General features: G+C 62.1%; 21 protein-coding genes. 9 read left to right on the top strand and 12 right to left on the bottom strand.

What is annotated here, in order from left to right; translation table 11 throughout:
- Positions 1 to 58 precede the first annotated feature (58 nt).
- Complete coding sequence (locus tag HB860_RS12290) at positions 59 to 484, top strand: globin domain-containing protein (protein ID WP_247626836.1); 426 nt, start codon at positions 59 to 61, stop codon at positions 482 to 484.
- 303 nt (positions 485 to 787) lie between these two features.
- Complete coding sequence (locus tag HB860_RS12295; protein ID WP_139439283.1) at positions 788 to 1,363, top strand: LON peptidase substrate-binding domain-containing protein; 576 nt, start codon at positions 788 to 790, stop codon at positions 1,361 to 1,363.
- 268 nt (positions 1,364 to 1,631) lie between these two features.
- Here the strand turns inward: HB860_RS12295 and HB860_RS12300 are convergent, their stop codons facing one another.
- Both HB860_RS12300 and HB860_RS12305 read right to left on the bottom strand, forming a co-directional pair.
- Positions 1,632 to 3,713, bottom strand: coding sequence for an ATP-binding protein (locus HB860_RS12300; RefSeq protein ID WP_247626837.1), 2,082 nt, complete (start codon positions 3,711 to 3,713; stop codon positions 1,632 to 1,634).
- A gap of 18 nt (positions 3,714 to 3,731) precedes the next feature.
- Entirely contained in the window at positions 3,732 to 4,916 is a 1,185-nt protein-coding gene (locus HB860_RS12305; protein ID WP_247626838.1) for an FIST signal transduction protein, read from the bottom strand.
- 112 nt (positions 4,917 to 5,028) lie between these two features.
- On the opposite strand from HB860_RS12305, the gene HB860_RS12310 reads away from it, so the two are divergent.
- Positions 5,029 to 5,952 carry a gluconeogenesis factor YvcK family protein gene (locus tag HB860_RS12310; RefSeq protein WP_139439281.1) on the top strand — a complete coding sequence of 308 codons (924 nt, stop codon included), beginning with the start codon at positions 5,029 to 5,031 and terminating at the stop codon, positions 5,950 to 5,952.
- 14 nt (positions 5,953 to 5,966) lie between these two features.
- Here the strand turns inward: HB860_RS12310 and HB860_RS12315 are convergent, their stop codons facing one another.
- From HB860_RS12315 to lpcA, 3 genes are all read right to left on the bottom strand, one after another.
- Positions 5,967 to 6,302, bottom strand: coding sequence for an Hpt domain-containing protein (locus HB860_RS12315; RefSeq protein ID WP_043132862.1), 336 nt, complete (start codon positions 6,300 to 6,302; stop codon positions 5,967 to 5,969).
- A 296-nt stretch (positions 6,303 to 6,598) separates the two neighbouring features.
- Positions 6,599 to 7,396, bottom strand: a complete 798-nt coding sequence (locus tag HB860_RS12320; protein WP_247626839.1) for a class II glutamine amidotransferase — start codon at positions 7,394 to 7,396, stop codon at positions 6,599 to 6,601.
- 118 nt (positions 7,397 to 7,514) lie between these two features.
- Entirely contained in the window at positions 7,515 to 8,093 is a 579-nt protein-coding gene (gene lpcA / locus HB860_RS12325; protein ID WP_005325554.1) for a D-sedoheptulose 7-phosphate isomerase, read from the bottom strand.
- Positions 8,094 to 8,349: 256 nt separating this feature from the next.
- Between lpcA and fadE the strand changes: the two genes are divergently transcribed.
- Complete coding sequence (gene fadE / locus HB860_RS12330; RefSeq protein ID WP_247626840.1) at positions 8,350 to 10,806, top strand: acyl-CoA dehydrogenase FadE; 2,457 nt, start codon at positions 8,350 to 8,352, stop codon at positions 10,804 to 10,806.
- Between the two features lie 173 nt (positions 10,807 to 10,979).
- Positions 10,980 to 12,497: an HD domain-containing phosphohydrolase gene (locus HB860_RS12335; protein ID WP_247626841.1), complete on the top strand. Its 1,518-nt coding sequence runs from the start codon at positions 10,980 to 10,982 to the stop codon at positions 12,495 to 12,497.
- Between the two features lie 83 nt (positions 12,498 to 12,580).
- Here the strand turns inward: HB860_RS12335 and HB860_RS12340 are convergent, their stop codons facing one another.
- Both HB860_RS12340 and dnaQ read right to left on the bottom strand, forming a co-directional pair.
- Positions 12,581 to 13,843, bottom strand: coding sequence for a TIGR03503 family protein (locus tag HB860_RS12340; protein WP_247626941.1), 1,263 nt, complete (start codon positions 13,841 to 13,843; stop codon positions 12,581 to 12,583).
- On the bottom strand, positions 13,840 to 14,574 hold the full coding sequence (gene dnaQ, locus HB860_RS12345) for a DNA polymerase III subunit epsilon (protein ID WP_247626842.1): 735 nt from the start codon (positions 14,572 to 14,574) through the stop codon (positions 13,840 to 13,842). The genes HB860_RS12340 and dnaQ overlap by 4 nt, the downstream gene beginning before the upstream one ends.
- 52 nt (positions 14,575 to 14,626) lie before the next feature.
- Here dnaQ and rnhA point away from each other — a divergent pair, with 52 nt between their 5' ends.
- Positions 14,627 to 15,091 carry a ribonuclease HI gene (gene rnhA, locus HB860_RS12350; RefSeq protein ID WP_025326391.1) on the top strand — a complete coding sequence of 155 codons (465 nt, stop codon included), beginning with the start codon at positions 14,627 to 14,629 and terminating at the stop codon, positions 15,089 to 15,091.
- Between the two features lie 59 nt (positions 15,092 to 15,150).
- Here rnhA and HB860_RS12355 read toward each other — a convergent pair whose 3' ends face one another.
- Positions 15,151 to 15,873: a class I SAM-dependent methyltransferase gene (locus tag HB860_RS12355; RefSeq protein WP_162519303.1), complete on the bottom strand. Its 723-nt coding sequence runs from the start codon at positions 15,871 to 15,873 to the stop codon at positions 15,151 to 15,153.
- An 81-nt stretch (positions 15,874 to 15,954) separates the two neighbouring features.
- On the opposite strand from HB860_RS12355, the gene gloB reads away from it, so the two are divergent.
- Positions 15,955 to 16,719 (top strand): hydroxyacylglutathione hydrolase, encoded by a 765-nt coding sequence (gene gloB / locus HB860_RS12360; protein WP_247626843.1) that lies wholly within the window; start codon positions 15,955 to 15,957, stop codon positions 16,717 to 16,719.
- Between the two features lie 87 nt (positions 16,720 to 16,806).
- Here the strand turns inward: gloB and HB860_RS22290 are convergent, their stop codons facing one another.
- Complete coding sequence (locus HB860_RS22290; protein WP_241672827.1) at positions 16,807 to 17,025, bottom strand: hypothetical protein; 219 nt, start codon at positions 17,023 to 17,025, stop codon at positions 16,807 to 16,809.
- A 54-nt stretch (positions 17,026 to 17,079) separates the two neighbouring features.
- Between HB860_RS22290 and HB860_RS12370 the strand changes: the two genes are divergently transcribed.
- Positions 17,080 to 18,330: a LysM peptidoglycan-binding domain-containing protein gene (locus HB860_RS12370; protein WP_247626844.1), complete on the top strand. Its 1,251-nt coding sequence runs from the start codon at positions 17,080 to 17,082 to the stop codon at positions 18,328 to 18,330.
- 97 nt (positions 18,331 to 18,427) lie between these two features.
- On the opposite strand, the gene HB860_RS12375 is transcribed toward HB860_RS12370, so the two are convergent.
- On the bottom strand, positions 18,428 to 19,273 hold the full coding sequence (locus tag HB860_RS12375; protein WP_139439273.1) for an endonuclease/exonuclease/phosphatase family protein: 846 nt from the start codon (positions 19,271 to 19,273) through the stop codon (positions 18,428 to 18,430).
- Between the two features lie 111 nt (positions 19,274 to 19,384).
- On the opposite strand from HB860_RS12375, the gene HB860_RS12380 reads away from it, so the two are divergent.
- Positions 19,385 to 19,609 (top strand): hypothetical protein, encoded by a 225-nt coding sequence (locus HB860_RS12380; RefSeq protein WP_025326386.1) that lies wholly within the window; start codon positions 19,385 to 19,387, stop codon positions 19,607 to 19,609.
- Between the two features lie 6 nt (positions 19,610 to 19,615).
- Here the strand turns inward: HB860_RS12380 and yciA are convergent, their stop codons facing one another.
- Together yciA and HB860_RS12390 are read right to left on the bottom strand one after the other, a co-directional pair.
- Positions 19,616 to 20,014: an acyl-CoA thioester hydrolase YciA gene (gene yciA, locus HB860_RS12385; protein ID WP_005325590.1), complete on the bottom strand. Its 399-nt coding sequence runs from the start codon at positions 20,012 to 20,014 to the stop codon at positions 19,616 to 19,618.
- Between the two features lie 127 nt (positions 20,015 to 20,141).
- The gene (locus tag HB860_RS12390; protein WP_247626845.1) at positions 20,142 to 20,957 is read right to left on the bottom strand and encodes an NAD-dependent epimerase/dehydratase family protein; all 816 of its coding nucleotides are present in this window, start codon (positions 20,955 to 20,957) and stop codon (positions 20,142 to 20,144) included.
- Positions 20,958 to 21,058: the final 101 nt, after the last annotated feature.

Below are 21,058 nucleotides of genomic sequence, written 5' to 3' on the forward strand. Positions count from 1 at the left end.
ATCTTATTGAGCAAATGAATTATTATGTTCAGGAGAGGGCACATGGAGGGCACAGGGCATGACATCCGAACAGATCGAGCTGGTACAGAGGGCCTGGGGCAGGGTCACCGCCCTGAACAACACCTATGTCCAGGAGGTATATGCGGAGCTGTTCCGACTCTCGCCTGAATTGATCGACCTCTTTCCCGATCCTGCGGGAATGCCGGTCGCCAAGGTATCGGATACCCTGAACACCGTGATCACCAGCCTGGAGCAGCTGGATGCCTTGAGCTTCATCATCCGGGATCTCGGCAGGCGGCATCAAAAATTCAAGGTGCAGTCACACCAGTTAGCCCTGTTGAAACAGGCATTGACCCTGGTGCTGGCTCGGCGACTGGGGGAGCACTTCACGCCAGCGCTCTCCGATGCCTGGTCACAGATGTACGACGAGGTAGCCGCCCTGATGCTGGAAGGGCTCAGTCAGCCTACCGAATCCGTCGCCTAGCCCCCTCAGCCATCACGCCCGAGAGAGACTGCCGCTTAAGATGGTCGGCAGATACCCATTTTGCAGGGGAATCATTTGCATTATGCGAACGCAGCCCCATTCTGCAGATGGGGCATGTACGAGCCCCTGCAAAGCCACCTGAATCCCTTCCTGATCTATCCTCTTCCTGCCCTTGAATCAAATCTTAATAGCTTGATTACTAATGGATATTTAAATTATCGGCATCATTTTCCTGCTTTTCCCCGAGCTCTGGCACAGTCACTGCATTGTCATATCCAGATGCAACTTATCGGAGGATGGAACATGAAACTTCAACACCTGGCACTGTTCCCCTTGCCCTCACACATACTGCCGGGCGGGAAACTCCCCTTGCGTCTGTTTGAGCCTCGCCACCTGCAGATGCTCAAGGAGTCCTTCATCGAAGATCGCGGCTTTGGCATCGTGATGGAAGAGACCACCAGCACGGGCACCTGCGGACGCATACTGCCGGTCGGCACTCGCGTCAAGGTGACTGATTTCTATACCCTCAACGATGGCCTGCTCGGGGTCACCGTGCTCGGTCTGGAACGATTCTGCATTCATGAGCTGGAAACGGATGAATCCGGATTGCGCCACGCTCAGGTGGAAACCCTGCCCAACTGGCCGAGCGCCCACTCGGACTTCAGCGACAAGCAGCTGGTCAGCAGACTGCAGGAAGTATTTGAACAATATCCGGAACTGGATGAGCTCTACCCGGACAAGCAGTTCGACGACGCGGCCTGGCTCTGTCAGCGCTGGCTCGAAATCCTGCCCATGCCGATCTATGAGAAACAGATGTTGATTGCCAAACAAAACAGTGAAGCGGCGCGCCAGTTCCTGCGCCGACTGATCGCACAGTGAGTCAGAGAGTGAGTCAAGACGTGGTTTGCAAAACGCGAATATCCTGACCGGAAATTCTTACAATGAAAAGATGGAATTCGCAATTTGCAATCACCGGTAGCGATAACAACAGATAACTCCGCTACCAGCCGCAAATAACAGGTCATGAAAAGTTGGCACGACTTTTTCATATAATACCGTACAACCCGATTTATCCCGTGCTCTCTTCAGTATTTGCTGAAGAATTGGTCAACCACCAGGTTGACCATTTTTTTTACCCAAAATCGGGCTACGGGAGCCGGCAATGGCGCAGCAAACAGCTTCGCAGCCGGGCCAGGCTGATGGGCTTGGCCAGAAAATCGTTCATCCCCTGGGCCAGACAACGCGCCCTGTCCTCCGTCATGGCATTGGCCGTCAGCGCCACTATGGGAACCTCGCACCCCATGGCACGCAAACGGCGGGTGGCCTCCAGCCCATCCATCTGCGGCATCCGCATATCCATCAGGATGAGATCCGGTCGCCGCTCGCCGACCTGGGCCAGCGCCTCCAGGCCATTGCTTGCAAGCCTCACCCGGCACACCAGCTTTTGCAGCATGAGTGACACCACCAGCTGATTGACCGGGCTGTCCTCCACCACCAGCACATCCAGATCCAGCATGGTGAGCCCCTCGATGGCGGGGCTGGTCGACGCGATGCAGGGTGAGGCCATCCCGGGCAACTCGAACCAGAAGCAGCTGCCCTGCCCGGGGGAGCTCTGCAGACGGATCTCCCCCCCCATGAGTTGCACCAGCCGCCGGCAGATGGCGAGCCCAAGCCCGGAGCCGGAGAAGCGACGGGTGGCCGAGCTGTCGACCTGATAGAACGGCTCGAACAGCAGCGCCTGATCCTCGGGGGATATGCCAATCCCGGTGTCGCTGACCGACACCCTCAGCCGTTCATCCTGCCATTCCAGCGCGAGCCGCACGCTACCGGCGGCGGTAAATTTCACCGCATTGCCGAGCAGGTTGCCGATCACCTGGGACAGGCGGACCGCGTCCCCCTGCAGATGAGACGGCACTTGCTCATCCAGCTGCCAATGCAGCGCTATGCCCTTGGCGCAGGCCTGCGCCTGCAGCGGCTCCACCAGGGCCCGGCACAGCTCGGCGGGTTGGAATTGCTCGCAGTGCAGGGCCAGGGTATGGGATTCAATCTTCGAGAAGTCGAGCACATCGTCGATGATGGTCTGCAGCAGATGGGCAGAGTGGGTGGCGTGACCGAGCAGGGTCTGTTGCGGGGTCTCGAGCCGACCATGTTGCAGCAGATCCAGCATCCCCAGCACCGCATTCATGGGGGAGCGGATCTCGTGGGTCATCATGGCCAGGAACTGGGACTTGGCGCGGTTGGCACTCTCGGCCTCATCCCGCGCCCGCGCCAGCTCCTGCTCGCGGCGGATCTGGCTGCCAATCTCCCGCGCCGTGCCCCGATAACCGATGAAGGCGCAGCTGGCGTCATGGCAAGGCTCGGCATTGATCTCCATCCAGCAGGGGCCGCTCGCCAGCGTCACCTGGGCGCGCATCGCCCGCACCGGCAGATGGCGCGCTATCTGGTGCTGATACTTGCACCAGGCGGGATCCTCCTTGTCGTGGGCAAAGTCATAGAGGCTGCGCCCCGCCTGGCGAACCAGCGCCTCCCCCTGGTAGCCGGGGGCGGAGACATAGCTCAGCCTGTGCTCGGGATCCGTCTCCCAGAACCAGTCGGACGCCATGGCGGCAAAGCTGCGAAAGCGTTGCTCGCTCGCTTGCAGCGCCAGGGTCTTGAGGTCGACCTGCTCCTGCAGGCGCGCCCGATAGGCGATGTTGACCAGCGCCTGGGAGATGAGCGGGCGACAACGCTGCATCGCCGCCTTGCTCTGGAGATCGAAGGTGCCCGCGGCACTGTGCCGGCAGATGAGCACCCCGGAGAAACCCGGCGCCTGCAACCCCGTCATCATGACGCTGGCCCAGCCCGCCGCCCCCGCCAGGGAGGCCAGCTCGGGCAACTGGGCCGGATCATAGATGACCAGGGTGTCACCTGCGATGGCGCGGGAGAAGAGCGGCGTCAGTGGCCAGGTGCGACCGACCTCCCCGGGTTGGGTGCTCAGATGGGTGCCGCCCCGCCCCCCATCCCAGGCAACCACATCAGCCTGTTCGAAGCCGATGAAGGGCTTGAGCGCCAGAATGAGGCTGTCCAGCACCTGCTCCAGGCTCTTGGCCTGTGCCAACGTCGCCACCCCGCACAGCAGGGCCTGTGACTCCTGACGGTATCTGGCCTCCCGCTCCCGGCAACGCATCAGCTCCACCAGCGTGGTTTGCAGCTTGTCGCCCAGGGTTTCGAGTTCGCTATTGCCTATCATCTTGTGTCCAGCACCTTGTCAGCTCTCGAGGAAGATTACGCTCGATACCATGAGGTTGCCATGCGCCAGCTCACCGTGGGGCAATCGCCCCTGCTCGCCGAAGGTAAATGGCGTGATAAAGGGGATCTCCCCCAGCCGTTGGCTGAAATGGCCGACGACATCGCTGAGCGCGTCTCCCAGCGCCAGACGGCAGCCCGCGCAGAACACCACCAGGGCGCCGATGGGCTGCAGGTTCCCCGCCATGCCATATTCGGGTTCGATGCGTACCGCATTCAGGCTGCGCTGAAGCAGGCCCTCCTGACTGCTGTACATGAGTTGCAGGCGCTCCCCCAACCGGGTTTCGGTAAAGAGGCGCAACCCTTCCCGCTCCGTCACCGCCTCGGGGTGGGAGAGTTTGTAATAAGGCATCTCATCCAGGGTTCCGACCTGGCGGGCCAGCGGGGAGAGGGTCGTCTCCCGCAGAATGGGGCCCACAGCCCAGGGGAGCTGACGCTCTGTCCAGCGGGCATAGACCCGGGCCGCAGGTTCATTGTCTATGGTCAGCACCTCGCGGCCATCCAGCGCGGTAATGGTGCCATGGCGCTCGGTGGGCACATAACCCGAGTGGAACTGGAAAGCCAGCTGGCAATCGGGATAGAGCACCGCCACCACGCAGCCCTGGCGCCCCTCCCCCTCATCCCAGCACAGCTGCCACTCGCCGGTGACACCGTCGTCCGCCGCCGACCCGCCGACGACGGGAACCGTCGCCCCGAACTCGGCATCGATGCCCGCCAGCACAGCCTCTTCCTGCCCGGGGCTGGTGTGCAGCAGGATGAGTTGCGGCAACTCGCCGGGACGCCCGCCATCGGCGATGGCGCGGCGCAGCAACTGGCGCACATCCAGCTCGTCCCCTGCCTGACCGGCCACGCCGTAGGCTCCCTTGTCGTCATAGAGGGCCGCCACTGCCAGACTCCAGCCCAGCCGGCCATGATGGCCAGCCTGGGTCAGGATACCGCCACAGGAGCTGCACCCGATGAGCCGGGTTTGGGGAAAACGGGCCTTGAGCGCACGGCGCAGTACCGCGGCATCGTGTGCTTGGGTAAAATAGACCAGCAACAACGACGGGGAATGAGGTGATTGAGCGAGCAACCGTTCAGCTATCTGTTGGGCGGCCAGCGGGGTCGTCTCGGCAAGAGAGTGAGCCGTCAGGAAGTTCAACACCATCTCCTAGTGGTATGTGATGCCGGGTCATCAAGCAAAAATCATACCTTTATCAAACAATTACCTGGCCAGGCGGACTAAACTGATGCGCACTGGCCTCCCACAGGATGACTGCATGTGGCAGAAAAATATCAATGACTTTGACCGGGTGGTCGCCATCGGCGGTGGTCACGGCATGGGTCGGGTGCTCTCTTCCCTCTCGTTTTTAGGCACTCGGCTGACCGGCATAGTCACCACGACGGATGATGGCGGCTCCACCGGGCGCCTGCGCAAGAGCCAGGAGTGCATCGCCTGGGGAGATCTGCGCAACTGCCTCAATCAGCTGGTGACCGAACCCAGCATCGGCAGCCAGCTGTTCGAATACCGCTTCACGGGTCGCGGCGAGCTGGCGGGTCACAACCTCGGCAACCTGATGCTGCTGGCCCTCGACAACCTCTGTGTCCGCCCCCTGGATGCCATCCGGCTCATCAGCGACATGTTGCACATAGCGCCCAGCCTGCTGCCCATGTCCGAGCACCCCACGGATCTGTGTGCCCACACCGTCTGTGGCGATCAGATCCTGGGGGAAGTCTCCATCGATCAGCTCACCACGCCGCCACGGGCCCTGAGCCTGAACCCGGTCGTACCCGCCACCCGCGAGGCGATCGACGCCCTGAGCCAGGCCGACATGATCATTCTGGGGCCAGGCAGCTTCCTCACCTCCATCATGCCGCCCCTGTTGCTGAGCGAGGTCGCCGAGGCGATCCGCGGCAGCGGCGCCATCGTCGTCTTCATCAGCAATCTGGTGGCCGAAAACGGGCCGGCTGGCAAGCTGACGCTGTCCCACCAGCATCGCTGGCTGGAAGAGCGGATCGGTCAGGGCCGGATCGATGCCATCCTGGCCCCCGAAGGCCATGGCGCTCCCGAGCTGCAGCATTGCCTGGTTCAGGCCAGTCTGGGTGAGGCGGCCCTGCCCCATCGCCACGATCGCCTCAAGCTTCGACAGGCGCTGGATGCGGTGATACTGAGCTGGTACGCAGAGCGTGACAAGGCGGGCTAATCCGCCAATGCGACCTAGTGATACTGGGCCAGGTGGGAGAAGACCTGCGGCAGGGAGTGCTCGAGCTGTTCGAGCAGGCGAGCGGCCTCCTCCACATCCTCCCGGCGACAGGCAAGCTCCAGCGCCATCACCTGCTGGTAGCTGGGCTCGGCACCGTAACTGCCACAGGAGGACTTCATGCTGTGGGCGAGGCGGGCCAGGGCGGTCCAGTCCCGCTGATCAAAGAGCGGCCTGAGCTGGGCGAGCTGCCCGCCCACCTCTTCGACGAACACCGAAATGACGACCGGCATCATGTCATGACCTATGTCATCTGCCAGTTGTCGCAGCACTTTCTGATCCAGCCACTCCATCTTCTCTTCCCTATGATGGTATTCAAACAGACCACAATATAGCCGACCCGCACACCGGCTGTCACCCGCGCTGCGACGAGAGTCGGTTGAAGCGGCTTGCCGCCATCAGAATGTGAGCCAGTTCAAGTTATCAACACGCAGTCCCAGGCAGGAAAGAGATAAACGTTGTCACAAAATTAACAATGACATAACAATACAGGCCATGAGAATGATGCGGCTCAGCAACACCTCTCTCATCCCTTTTGCCTGTATGGCTGCTGCGAAGAACCAGGGTAGGATTCTACCCTGGTATTTTTTTATTGGCGGGTCAGCAGCCTGGCTGCATTGCCATATTCCAGCTCACCCAGCCTGAACAGGCAGAACTCCCCGGGCGCCATCTTCACCCAGCTCTCATTGCCGGTGAGCGGGCGGGTGGCTATCAGCGTCACCACGTCATTCGGGGTGGTCTCGCTCTGGAAGTCGATGGCCACGTCTTCATCCAGCAGACGGGCTTCGCCAAAGGGGGCCCTGCGGGTCAGCCAGTAGAGGTTGTTGCTGCAATAGGTCATCACGAACTCCCCGTCCGACAGCAACATGTTGAATACCCCGAGTCCGCGCAGCTCGTCGCACAGGGTCGCGAGATAACGGAACATGGCGGGGAAGTTCGCCGGACGCTTGGGGTATTTCTGCTCCAGCCTGTCGAGCAGCCAGCAGAAGGCGTGCTCGCTGTCGGTGTCCCCCACAGGACGGTGGCGCCCGGTCCGCAACCCCTTGTAGCCGGTCAGCTGGCCGTTGTGGGCAAAGGTCCAGTAGCGTCCCCACAGCTCGCGGGTGAAGGGGTGGGTGTTCTCCAGCGACACGCACCCCCGGTTGGCCTGCCGGATATGGCTGACCACGGCGCGGCTCTTGATGGGCAACGCCTGCACCAGCTTGGCGATGGGTGACTTGGCACTGGGTTCGGGATCCTTGAAGGTGCGAAAACCCCGCCCCTCGTAGAAGGTGATCCCCCAGCCATCCTTGTGGGGGCCCGTCTTGCCGCCCCGCAGCATCAGCCCGGTAAAGCTGAAGCAGATGTCGGTCGGCACATTGGCGCTCATGCCGAGCAGTTCGCACATGTCCAGTCCACTCCCTGAATTAATTGATCATCTCTGCGTCAATCAGCGAACTCAAGCTGGATGCGAGGCGCCAGGATCGGTCATCTGCCCCCCCGGCTGCCCCACCCGCCCTCTCTGATTACTTGGCCATCTCTTTTTCGACCAGCTGGATCAGGATGTGAATGACCTTGATGTGCACTTCCTGGATGCGGTCGGCATAGCCGAAGTGCGGCACCCGGATCTCGACATCGGCCAGGCCCGCCATCTTGCCACCGTCCTTGCCGGTCAGGGCGATCACTTTCATGCCTTTGGCGCGGGCAGCCTCGATGGCTTTGAGGATATTGCCGGAATTGCCGCTGGTGGAGATGCCAAGCAGCACGTCGCCACGACGGCCGACCGCTTCCACGTAGCGGGAGAAGACATAGTCATAGCCGAAGTCGTTGGAGACGCAGGAGAGGTGGCTGGGATCGGAAATGGCGATGCCGGCATAGCCAGGGCGGTTCTCGCGATAGCGGCCGGTCAGCTCCTCGGCAAAGTGCATGGCGTCGCAGTGGGAGCCGCCGTTGCCGCAGGAGAGCACCTTGCCCTCCTCCTTGAAAGAGTCAGCCAGCAGTTTGGCGGCCGCCTCTATGTTCTTCAGATTTTGCTCATCGGCCAGAAAGGCCTGGAGCACGCCGGCAGCTTCGGTCAATTCATTGCGGATAAGTTCTTGGTACATGGCGTCTGATGTCTCTTTGTATCGTCCAACATAGGGTTCCGCATTGTCGCACAAGCCAAGCCAATCGTCGCCCCCCCGCCCGCCAAGATGCGGCCCCGCCACGTTAGGCCGATCACGGTGTCAAGGTAACGAGCTTGTAAACATCTTGATAATTTTGTGCACATGAATTACAACAGGGGCCATATCCAACAGGTCAGACCTCTGGATCAGTTAACCCACGTTTCCCAACTTCGGCAACTCATGCAAGGAGCGAAAAATGACGACGACCCTCACTCTGTTCGGGGTGATCCTGGTGATCGGCGCCATGGCTTACCGCCGGGCGTCACTGTTCACCTCCACGCTTGCCACGGCCGCCGCCCTGGTCGCCGGCGCCCTCTATGGCCATGTGCCCCTGCTGGTGTGGGTGCTGTTCGCGGTGATCGCCATCCCGCTCAACCTGGTGGAGTTTCGTCGCAACCAGCTGACCAAACCCCTGTTCAAGATCTACAAATCCATCATGCCGGAGATGTCCCGCACCGAGAAGGAAGCCATAGAGGCGGGCACCACCTGGTGGGAAGCGGATCTCTTTGCCGGCAACCCGAACTGGAAGAAGCTGCACGCCATCCCGGTCAGCACCCTCTCCGCCGAAGAGCAGGCCTTCATGGACGGCCCGGTTGAAGACGTGTGCCGCATGGTCAACGACTGGGAAGTGACCCACGAGCGGGCCGATCTCTCCCCCGAGGTGTGGCAATACCTGAAGGACCACAAGTTCTTCGCCATGATCATCAAGAAGAAGTACGGTGGCCTGGAGTTCTCCGCCTACGCCCAGTCCTGCGTGCTGCAAAAACTGTGCGGCGCCAGCGCCGTGCTCGCCTCCACCGTCGGCGTGCCCAACTCCCTGGGCCCGGGCGAGTTGCTGCAACACTACGGCACCGAAGAGCAGAAAGACCACTACCTGCCGCGCCTGGCCGTCGGCAAGGAGATCCCCTGCTTCGCCCTGACCAGCCCGGAAGCGGGCTCGGATGCGGGCTCCATTCCCGACTTCGGCGTCGTCTGCAAGGGCGAATGGGAAGGGGAAGAGGTGCTCGGCATGCGCCTGACCTGGAACAAGCGCTACATCACGCTCGCCCCCATCGCCACCGTGCTGGGGCTGGCCTTCAAGCTGCGCGACCCGGATCACCTGCTGGGTGAGGAAGAGGAGCTTGGCATCACCTGTGCCCTGATCCCCACCGACATCAAGGGCGTCGAGATAGGCCGCCGTCACTTCCCCCTCAACGTGCCGTTCCAGAACGGGCCGACCAGGGGGAACGATGTGTTTGTGCCGCTGGACTTCATCATCGGCGGCCCGGCCATGGCCGGTCAGGGCTGGCGCATGCTGGTGGAGTGCCTCTCCGTCGGTCGCGGCATCACCCTGCCCTCCAACAGCACGGGCGGCGTCAAGATGCTGGCCCTGGCCACCGGCGCCTACAGCCGCATCCGTCGCCAGTTCAAGCTGCCCATCGGCAAGATGGAAGGCATCGAAGAGCCGCTGGCACGCCTGGGCGGCAACGCCTACATCATGGGCGCCGCCGCCAAGCTGACGGTGACCGGCATCGATCTCGGCGAGAAGCCGTCCGTCATCTCCGCCATCGTCAAGTACCACCTCACCGACCGTGCCCAGAAGTGCATCATAGATGCCATGGACATCCACGGCGGCAAGGCCATCTGCATGGGCCCGAACAACTACCTGGCCCGCGGCTATCAGGGTGCGCCCATCGCGGTGACCGTTGAGGGTGCCAACATCCTGACCCGCAGCATGATCATCTACGGTCAGGGTGCCATCCGCTGCCACCCCTACGTGCTGCCGGAGATGCTGGCGGCCAGCCACCCGGACAAGGAGCAGGCGCTGAAGGATTTCGACAAGGCGGTGTTCAGCCACGTGGGCTTTGCCATCAGCAACCTGGTGCGCAGTTTCTGGCTGGGCCTGACCGGCGCCCGCTTCGCTGCTGCTCCTTACAAGGATCAGACCAAGGGCTACTACCAGCAGCTCTCCCGCCTCAGTGCCAACCTGGCGTTCCTGTCCGACATGGCCATGGGCACCCTGGGTGGCGAGCTCAAGCGCAAGGAGCGGGTCTCCGCCCGCCTCGGCGACGTGCTGAGCCAGCTCTATCTTGCCTCCAGCGCCCTCAAGCGCTATCAGGACGAGGGGCGCCAGCAGGCCGACCTGCCGCTGCTGCACTGGGCGCTGCAAGACGCCATGTTCAAGGCACAGGAAGCCATCGACGAGTTGCTGCGCAACTTCCCGAATCGCTGGATTGGCCTGGCCCTGCGCGTCATCGTGTTGCCGCTGGGTCGCGACCTGAAGCGTCCTTCCGACAAGCTGGACAGCCAGGTGGCCCGTCTGCTGCAGACCCCGAGTGCCACCCGCGACCGTCTGGCCGAAGGGCAGTACCTCACCCGCGAGGAGGGCAACCCCTTCGGGTTGCTGGAACAGGCCCTCGATGACGTGCTGACCGCCGAGCCGCTGTTTGACAAGGTGTGCAAGGCAGAGGGTCGCAAGCGTCCCTTCACCCAGCTGGACAAGGTGGCAGACGCCGGCCTGGCCCTGGGGGTCATCAACCAGACCGAGGCCGACCTGCTGCGCCGTGCCGAAGAGAGCCGCCTGCGCACCATCAACGTCGATGACTTCGACCCCATCGATCTGGTGGCCAACAAGGCGCTGTTTGAAGCGTCGGCCTATCACAGGGCAGCCTGATGCCATGAATGCCAAAACGCCTCCTTCATGGAGGCGTTTTTCATGCTGGCATCTGCCCGGCAACCCCGGAGGCAGAAAGAGCGATCGGCTGGATCATATTTTGGATATCAATCCGTTTCCTATCTTGAATGAAGCGGTTAAGGTAAGCACAGGATCACAAACAGGATTGCGTAATGGATGATCAAATCCTGATTATTGACGATGAAGAGCTGCCCCAGACAGCACCGCGACCCGCCGGCTGGAAGGTGATGATAGTGGACGATGAGCCCGAGGTGCATCGCATCACCAAGATTACCCTGAGCAAGTTTGAGTTCGACGGCAAGCCCATCGATTTTCTGCACGCCTATTCGGCCGCCGAGGCCAAGTCCCTGCTCGCCACCACCCCGGATGTCGCCCTGCTGCTGCTCGATGTGGTCATGGAAGCGGATCACGCCGGTCTGGAGGTGGTCAAGTTCGTGCGCGACGAGCTGCAAAACAAGATGGTGCGCATAGTGCTGCGCACCGGCCAACCCGGTCAGGCACCGGAAGATGACGTCGTCACCAACTACGACATCAACGACTACAAGGACAAGACGGAACTCACCTCCCAGAAGCTGCGCACCCTGCTGCGCGCCAGCCTGCGCTCCTACCGGGACATTCGCACCCTGGAGAGCAATCGCCAGGGGCTGGAGAAGGTCATCGAGGCCTCCAAGGGGATCTTCGAGCAGCGGGCACTGCGGCAGTTCGTCGAAGGGGCCCAGACCCAGCTCAGCGCCCTGCTCAACCTGGAAGAGTCCCAGATCTATGATGTGAAGCATCTGGCCTACGAGGTGCGGGATCAGGTGCTGGAGCCCCTGCTCAGCGACGGCCCGGCCCTGCGCCTCAGTGAAGCGCCGGCCATACTGCGCTGCGCCATGGACAAGGGCGCCAACGTCTACGACGGCAACCAGCTGGTGCTCTATTGCCAGAACCCCCGTCATCACCTGCTGTTCCACATCGAGACCACCCGCCCCCTCAGCCAGATGGATACCGGCCTGCTGAGCCTGTTCACCGAGAACATCATAGTGGCGCTGGAGAACATCCGGCTCAACGAGGTCATCGGCGACAACCAGCGCGAGATCATCTACCGCATCGGCGAGCTGGTGGAGAGCCGCTCCAAGGAGTCCGGCCTGCACGTCAAGCGGGTGGCGCTCTACACCGAGCTGTTCTGCCAGCTGCTGGGCATGAACGAAGACAGGTGCGAGCTCATCAAGCGCGCCTCTCCCCTGCACGACATCGGCAAGGTGGGGATCCCGGATGCCATCCTGCACAAGCCGGGCAAACTCACCCCAGAGGAGTGGGAGATCATGAAGACCCACGCCCAGCTGGGACAGGACATGCTCTCCGGCAGCGATCTCGCGCTGTTCCAGATAGGCGCCACCATAGCCGGGAACCATCACGAGAAGTGGAACGGCAACGGCTACCCCCGCGGGCTAAAGGGAGAGGCCATCCCGCTGGAGGGGCGCATAGTCGCGCTGGCGGACGTGTTCGATGCCCTGGGGTCGGATCGCTGCTACAAGCAGGCCTGGCCACTTGATGAGGTGCTGGCGCTGATCAGGGCAGAGAAGGGAGAGCACTTCGATCCCCTGCTGGTGGACCTGATGCTGACCAACCTCGAGAAGTTCCTCGAGATCCGCGAACAGTACAAGGACGTCTATATCGGCGCCCACTGAGACAGGGGTCCTGCGAGCTGCCACCTCGCCATCATGCAGAAGCCGCCCACAGGGCGGCTTCTTTGCTTTGCATTGAGCGCGTGCTACTGCTCCGGCAGATTGAGATCCAGCTTGGGCTCCGCCGCCGGGGTCGCGGCCTCGCTTTGTGCCTTCTGGGCCGCCATCGCCTTGTGCAGGGTGCGGCGCTTTTGCAGCAGGATGAAGCCACCCGCTCCCAGCAGGAGCAGCAGCAGGCCGCCACCTCCCAGGGCCCAGGGCAACCAGACCGGGCTCTCCCGCTCCTCAAACCTGGCCTGGGCCGGGACCGCCGCCGAGGTGGGAGACGCCGCTGAAGGAGTGGGCGCCGGTGGCGGCATGATGGTGAACGACTTGACCGGCAGCTGCAGTTGCACCTCGCGGCCGAGCCGGGTGGTGCCAAACAGGGTCGCTTCCACCCTGTACTGGCCTGCCGCCTTGAGGGCGGAGAGATCGACGCCAAGACGGGGCTCGGTTGCCATCGCATTGAAGGCCATGCTGACCCCTGCGCTGTCGATGGCCTTGCCCTGGATCACCACTGAGGCCGGATCCAGCTCGTCGGCATCGATGAGCAAGGAGAGCCTGGCCCCGGTGTCGCCGGAAGGGGCATCCAGGGTGTAGCTCAGCGGCCAGGGGAAGAGCAGCACCTGCTGGAACTCGGCACGGGAGAACACCTGGTTGCCGGTGCTGTAGAGGGCGCGATACTTGCCTGCCGGCACATCCAGCACCGCCTCGGCGGTCAGCACGCCATCCCCGGGCACCTCGTCGAGCCCCTTGCCATCATCCAGGTAGTGTCCGAGGGTCTCCTCGACGATGGGCTCCCCGCTCTGGGCCGCATCGTTGAACTGCTGCAGCTTCACCGTCATGCCGAGATCGGAGAGGTAGTAGTCCGCCCCCGGCGCCGCCCCGTCGATCAGCAGCCTGGATTGCAGCTTGACCCGCTCCCCCTGATAGAGGCGGGTCGGCAACGGCTCGCTCTCGAGCCGGATATCGGTGAGCAGGCGCACCCTGTTGTCGGGATCCACCTCGCCGATGGCCTGCCAGGGGCCCGGCATGGGGTTGCGCACCGTGATGAGATCCTGATCCTGCTGCGTCAGCCAGCCCACATCCGGCGGCGTGACCTTGCCCACATAGAGCTTGCTGCCATCCGGCCGCACCAGGATCACCGACGGCGTGCCCGGCTTGCGCTTGATGATGAAGGTGATCTCCTTGACCCCGTAATCGATGCGAAAGCGGTTGTCGAGCAGCGGAATGTCGGAGGGGGCAAACACCTCGTTGGCCATGCCGGAGAGGGAGGTCAGCAGCAGCACGCCTCCCCAGAGCGAACTCATTGCCGCCACAGGCAGGCTCCCCCTTTCTTCTGCACCAGATCCAGCCTGGCCTCATGGGCGGCGACCACCTCGTCGCTGGCGCGCACCACCTTGAGGGGGGCGCGGTTGCTCTCCAGCCGGCGGATCCCGGTGTCCTGGCTGCTGTCATTCTCGTTGCTCTCGCTGGCCAGATTGAGCTTGGTCTGGCCACCCGTCATCAGCAGGTAGACGTCCGCCAGGATCTCCGCATCAAGCAAGGCCCCGTGCAGGGTACGGTGGGAGTTGTCGATGCCGTAGCGATCGCACAGCACATCCAGGTTGTTGCGCTTGCCGGGGAAAAGGTCCCGCGCCATCGCCAGGGTATCCGTGATGCCGCAGATGTCCGCCGTCTTGAAGTCGAGGCCGAGCTTGCTGAACTCATAGTCCATGAAGCTCACGTCAAAGGGCGCGTTGTGGGCGATGAGCTCGGCACCGCGGATGAAGGCGATGAAGTCGTCGGCTATCTGGCTGAAGGAGGGCTTGTCCGCCAGGAAGGCATCGGTGATGCCGTGCACGGCGATGGCCTCGGGGTCCACCAGCCGATCCGGCTTGATGTAGACATGGAAATGGTTGCCGGTCAGTTTGCGGTTGATCACCTCCACACAGCCGATCTCGACGATGCGGTGCCCGAGGTAGGCGGGGCCGCCTGCCGTGTTCATGCCTGTGGTTTCAGTATCCAGAATGATCTGGCGATTCAGTTGGGGTGTGCTCATGATCGAATCCATGTCAAACTTCGGTTTTATTCGCTAGTTTACCCCAAGACACATGCTAAAAAAGATTGATTTGTATACGGATGGTTCCTGCCTCGGCAATCCGGGCCCCGGCGGCTATGGCGCCGTCATGGTCTATGGCAAGCACCGCAAGGAGTTGGCAGGAGGCTATCGGCTGACCACCAACAACCGGATGGAGCTGATGGCCGCCATCATGGGGCTACGCACCCTGAACGAACCCTGCCAGGTTCGCCTGACCACAGACAGCCAATATGTGCGCCAGGGCATCACTCAGTGGATCATCGGCTGGAAGAAGAAAGGCTGGATGACATCCAACCGCCAACCGGTCAAGAACGTCGATCTCTGGCAGGCGCTGGACGCGGAAGTGGCGCGCCATCAGATCGAATGGCTCTGGGTCAAGGGCCACTCCGGTCACCCGGAAAACGAACGCTGTGACGTGCTGGCCCGGGATGCCGCCAGCGGCAAGCAGCTCGCCGAAGACACGGGTTACCAGCCCTGAGATGCCGAAGCGTCTCTATCAATGAAGGAAACAGCCAGCGGTCTGTCGTGGCATCCTCGTCACCAGCCCTGGCGCGCCATGCCAGGCGCCGCCATCGACTCCGGCAGGCGCCAGCGACGGCGCACCGGGGTGACGGGGAAACGCCGCTTGCGGGCGGCTATCACATAGACAGAGGCAAAGGCCCTGCAGTAATCCCGCCCCAGGCTCTCCCGCCACCAGCCGATCCGGCTCTGCTTCCCCATGAAGGAGAAACCGAAGCGCTCGTCAAACATCACCTCGCACCCCAGCAGTTGCAACCAGTCGGTCACCCGGGCCGGGGTGAACATGCGGGCCGACCAGGGCAGGTGCTGTCGCATGAAGGGCAGGTAATGACCCAGGCCGACCAGGCTGGTGGGGTTGTAGCCGCTGACGATGAGCCAGCCGTCATCGGTCAGCACCCGCTCAGCCTCGCGCAGCACCTGGTGGGGATCCGGTGAAAAGTCGAGGCAGTGGGCGAGCAGGCAGGCATCCACGCTGGCGGTGCGGATCGGCAAGGCAAGGGGATCCCCCTTGATATCCAGCAGGCGCCCGCCGGGGGCGACACCTAGCTGGTGGCGAATGGTGGAGCTGCCGCAGGAGAGCTCGGCGCTCAGGGCGCCAATTTTCAGCAGATGGTAGCCAAACAGATGAGGGCACCAGTTGTCGAGCCGCTCCTGGAGCTCGGCCGCCACCCAGTCCCCCATGGGCAGTGCCGACCAGCTGGTCGGGATCGCGATCTGTTGTTCGGTACGTGCCAGCTGCATAATGGGACCAATCCGGGGTGCGAATGCCATCTTGTTATATAAGATCCCTTCTACAAAGAGAACACAAAGAGAAGCCGACCCATGTATACCGTCATCACAGTTCCCGCCTTCAGCGACAATTACATCTGGTTGATCCGACACGAAAATCACTGCCTGGTCGTGGATCCGGGCGAGGCGGCCCCCGTGCTGGAGCGGCTCGAGACCCTCGGGCTTGAGCTCGATGCCATCCTGCTGACCCACCATCATCGCGACCATGTGGGCGGCGTCACGGATCTGCTCCACCATTTCCCCCATGCCCGCCTCTATGGCCCCAAGCATGATCCCATGCCGGATCACCACGGCCAGTGGCTCGATGACGGGGATCAGATCAACTGGCACGGCCTGAGCCTGGATGTCCTCCACATCCCCGGCCATACCCTGGGCCACATCGCCTATCACGGCCATGGCATGCTGTTTTGTGGCGACACCCTCTTCAGTGCCGGCTGTGGCCGCCTGTTCGAAGGCAGCCCAGCCCAGATGTATGGATCCCTGCAGCGGCTCGCGGCCCTGCCCGATGACACCCTCCTTTATTGTGCCCATGAATACACCCTCTCCAACCTGCGTTTCGCCCATGCGGTCGAGCCGGACAACCTGGCGATCCAGCGCCGGATCGGGGTGATCAGCAAGCTGCGTCAGCAGGGCCTGCCGAGTCTCCCCTCACGCCTGGGGGATGAGCGGCATTTCAATGTTTTTCTGCGCTGCAATGAGGACTCAGTGAAATTTTCTGCTGAGAAATACGCCCTTAAATGCTTGGAAAATCCAGAGGATACCTTCACCGTGCTGAGGGGCTGGAAGGACGTTTTTTGAACAAACCTTGATCAGGGGGCCATTGCCCCTTATGATGCGAGCTGTTTTTCAAGAGATGACCTGAGCGAGATGAAGCTACGAACGGCCTTATTGGCGGCGCTGTTTCTCAGCGGCTGTCAAAACCTGAGCCATCAGGATGACCGGGCGGTAACGGCAATCGAGCCGATCAAATCCCCCCAAGTCAGCAAGAAAACATACAAAAAACATTCGGCACGCTTCCTGTTCGGCGATGAACAGATTGAAGAGCTGGATGACACGGATAACCTGTGGGTGCGTATCAGCGATGATATGCAGCTGGACTCGCACGAAAATGCTCGTGTCCGCCAGCAACGTGATTGGTTACTGCGTAATGATAAGCATATGGCGACCATTGCCAGCCGGGCTGAGCCCTACCTGTATCTGATGGTAGAGGAAATCGAACGGCGTGAGCTGCCAATGGAGCTTATTACCATCCCCATGATCGAGAGCATGTTCGATCCCAATGCCCGCTCCCGCAGCAATGCGGTGGGTCTTTGGCAGTTCGTGCCTGCGACCGGCAAGAACTTCGGCCTGCGCCACGACAACTGGTATGACGGCCGCCGCGATGTATTGGCGTCCACCAATGCCGCACTGGACTACCTGGAGTACCTGAACCGTTTCTTCGACGGCGACTGGCTGCAGACCCTGGCCGCTTACAATGCCGGTGAAGGCCGGGTACGCAACGCCATCATCCGCAATCAGAAGGCCGGTCGGCCGACCGATTACTGGTCGCTGGACCTGCCCCGCGAGACCCGGATGTATGTGCCCAAGATCCTGGCCATGGCCGACATGATCCGCAATGCGGACAAATACAATGTCACCCTGCCGGTGCTGGCCAACAAGCCGCAGCTGCGGACCATCAACACAGGTGGCCAGATCGATCTGAACGTGGCGGCCCAGCTGGCAGGCGTCTCCGCCTCCCAGCTCAAGGCCCTCAATCCGGCACTCAAGCGTGGCATGACCTCGCCGCGAGGCCCCTACAACCTGTTGGTACCCATCGAGTACGCCGACACCCTGGAGCTGGCCCTGGCCGATCTGCCCCAGCGTGAACGTACCCGTGGCGTGCGCTCCTATCAGGTCACCAGCGGCGATACCCTCTCCCGCATCGCCCAGAACCACGGGGTGAGCGTGCAGCAGCTCAAGCTGGCCAACAATCTGCGCGGCAACAATCTGCGCCGTGGCCAGAGCCTGGTGATCCCCAACGGCGGCACCGCGAGCCAGGTCACCCGCAGCAAGCCTCAGCAACTGGCCAGCCGCAGTGGCAGCAAGATCCAGTATCAGGTGCGCTCCGGTGACAATCTGTGGAGCATCAGCCAGGCCCACGGGGTGACCCACGCCGATCTGGCCAAGTGGAACGGCCTGAGCGCCAAGTCAGCCCTGAAACCGGGCATGAAGCTGGTGGTCTGGCCCAAGCAGGGCAAGGGCAGCAACAAATCCATGGTCTATCAGGTGCGTCGCGGGGATTCCCTCTCCTCCATCGCCGCCCGCTTCCAGGTCGCCGTCAACGACGTGATGCGCTGGAACCAGCTCGGCAAGAGCGACTACCTCAAGCCGGGGCAGGAGCTGACCCTGTTCGTGAAAAACAACAGCTGATTGCTTCTCACCGAATAAAAAAATACCCCGCGAGTGCGGGGTATTTTTTTGTCTGCATAAACCAGCCGAAGCCAATCCCCCTTGTTGGGCGTCAGACTCAGGGAGTGATGGCCTGGGCTGCGAAGCGCGCCATGATGGGATTGTGATCCGAGGCATCGGTGGCCGGTGAGCTCACCTCCACCAGGTCCAGGTTGCGGTAGTAGAGGTGATCCAGCGGACGGCCGAAGGCAGTACGGCGCAAGTCGGGCACGGGGATGGCCTCCTGCAGGCCGAGCTCGCCGACCAGCTTGTTCAGCCAGAACTCGCGCTTGTCGCTCCAGGTGTTGAAGTCTCCCCCCAGGATGACAGGGCCCTGATGGCGATGGATCAAGGCGGTCAGATCGTTGAGCTGTTCGCGGAAGGTGGCCATCCCCAGCTCGAAGTTGACCGCATGCAGGTTGACCACCAGCACGCCGTCAGGATCCCCCTGCAAGGGGTAGAGACTCACCAGACCGGACTTGGGGATGCGCAGCAACGGCTCGGGGGAGCGCACGCCACAGACGAAGGCCTGCGGCGTCTTGGCCACCGTCATGACACCGAAGGAGACGCCGCCCTGGGTGAACGCCTGCAACTGCTGCCACTGGAAGTCGCCAGCACGCAGCCATTGCAGCATCTCGGGCCGGGTCGCAGACTCCTGCAACAGCACCAGATCCTGGGACTTGGCATATTCATCCAGCCCTTCGCGCCAGTTCTTGCGCTGCCCCTTGTAGAGATTCCAGACGGTGATGCCAAACTCGCGGGGCAAGGCGGTGGAGGCCAGCGCCACCAGGGGGGGCTTCTGGCAATCAACGCCGGGCACTATGCCCGCCGCCGTGACCAGGTGATCCTGATCCGGCACCTCGAAACAGCCAACCAGTCCCAGCGTCAGCAGGGAAGTCCCCAGAATCCGATAACTATTTTTCATTGGCTAACAATCACCTGCCTCTGCAAGGCGCCATGATCCTCACAGAGGTCATGGACGCCGACTAGTCTCATTATTCGTGTCCGGCCCGACTCATCCATGAGGGATCCCGCAATGGCGAGACAGCACCAGTACCGCGTGACATTTTATGATCAACAAGGAACCTGTCATCAAGTGGAGCTTTCCACCGTCTATCAGATCAGACGGGATCCCCAGTGCGATCTCTGCCTGTTCGACACGGATCAGTGCGTCGGCTCGGAAGAGATGCTGGAACGCATGATACGGCAAAAAACCGGGCTTGAGCAGGAAATATCCATCATCAACGCCCGGCTCATCTGAGCAGGTTCAGACCGGAACGGGACGGGATTTGCCCTGATCGTCGATGGCCACGTAGGTAAAGACCCCTTCCGTCACGCAGTAACGCTGGGCCTCATTCTCCCGCAGCACCGGCTTGACCCAGACCTCCAGCTTGAGGCGCATGGAGCTGCGCCCGACCTTCAGGCAGCGACCATAGCAACACACCACGTCGCCCACCTTGACCGGACTGTGGAAGGTCATGCCTTCCACCGAGACGGTACAGATGCGTCCTTTTGCCAGCTCCTTGGCCATGATGCCCCCACCTATATCCATCTGGGACATGATCCACCCCCCGAAGATATCGCCATTGGGGTTGGTATCGGCTGGCATCGCCAGGGTTCTCAGCAACAGCTCCCCATCGGGATGACGCTTTGTCTCTTCCATCATTACCGCTCTCTCTATATGGATGGCGGCATGATAGGGGGCGATCCCGCCCTTGGCAAACCTCAATTGCCGCGCGGGGCTCCCGTGCCCCACCACATGCAAAGAAGACCAGGTTGAAACCCATCCTGACTCAGCCTTGCAAGGACGCCTGGGCGGCAAACCAGTGGGCCGGATCCGGCCAGCGGTAGACGAAACCCAGTCGCTGGCAGATGCGCTCTCCCTCGATGGGGGAAAAGTCCCCCGCCGGCTCGATGAACTGCGGGGGCGCCAGCCCGAGCAGACGGCTCGCGAAGGGATAGAGCTGCTCCCGGCGCGGGTGGACCGGGGCACTCAGGTTATAGGCGTCCCCCTCCTGCCCCGCCGCCAGCATCAGCTGGCAGGCCGCCACCACATCGTCCAGATGCACCAGGTTCACCGCCTGCCCTCCCCCTGCCAGCGTCTTGCCCGCGAGGAAGCGCCCGGGGTGTCTGTCCGGACCGTACAGACCGGCCGGGCGCAGCACCATGGCGCAGGCAAAGCCTCCCTCCTGGACAGCCAGTTCTGCCGCCCGCATCCGCTCTCCCCTGGCGCTGGCCGGACTCGGGGTCTCATCCTCCCCCTGCCCTGGCGCCCACACCGAGGTCGCGCTGATAAAGAGCACCTTGCCAGCGCCGGCCTCCCTGGCCAGCTGGCACAGCCGTGCCACCGATGCCGGGTAGTCTTCGGTCTTGCTGGGGGGGACGCAGATCACCAGATCGCGGCAGCGAAACGGCAGCGGGCCCGCCATGTCCGGGGCCAGCAGCAGCGGCCAGGCCGCGATGCCCCCGTCACGCAACCGGGTCGCCTTCTCGAGGGAACTGACCGTCACGGCGACGGACTGACCCTGCCCCTGCAACGCCCTGGCCAGCGGCAACCCCAGCCAGCCTGCTCCCACTATTCCCGTCTGATACTCGTGTTCGGTCGTCATTGGCAAAATCTCGGCAAAAAAAAACGGCCATCCATGATGACCGTCGAAAGTAACGAAGGAAATAGCCGGATGAACCGGTTACCTCCCACAGCGGGAAAATC

This window comes from Aeromonas genomosp. paramedia, assembly GCF_023093515.1.
Lineage (GTDB): Bacteria > Pseudomonadota > Gammaproteobacteria > Enterobacterales > Aeromonadaceae > Aeromonas.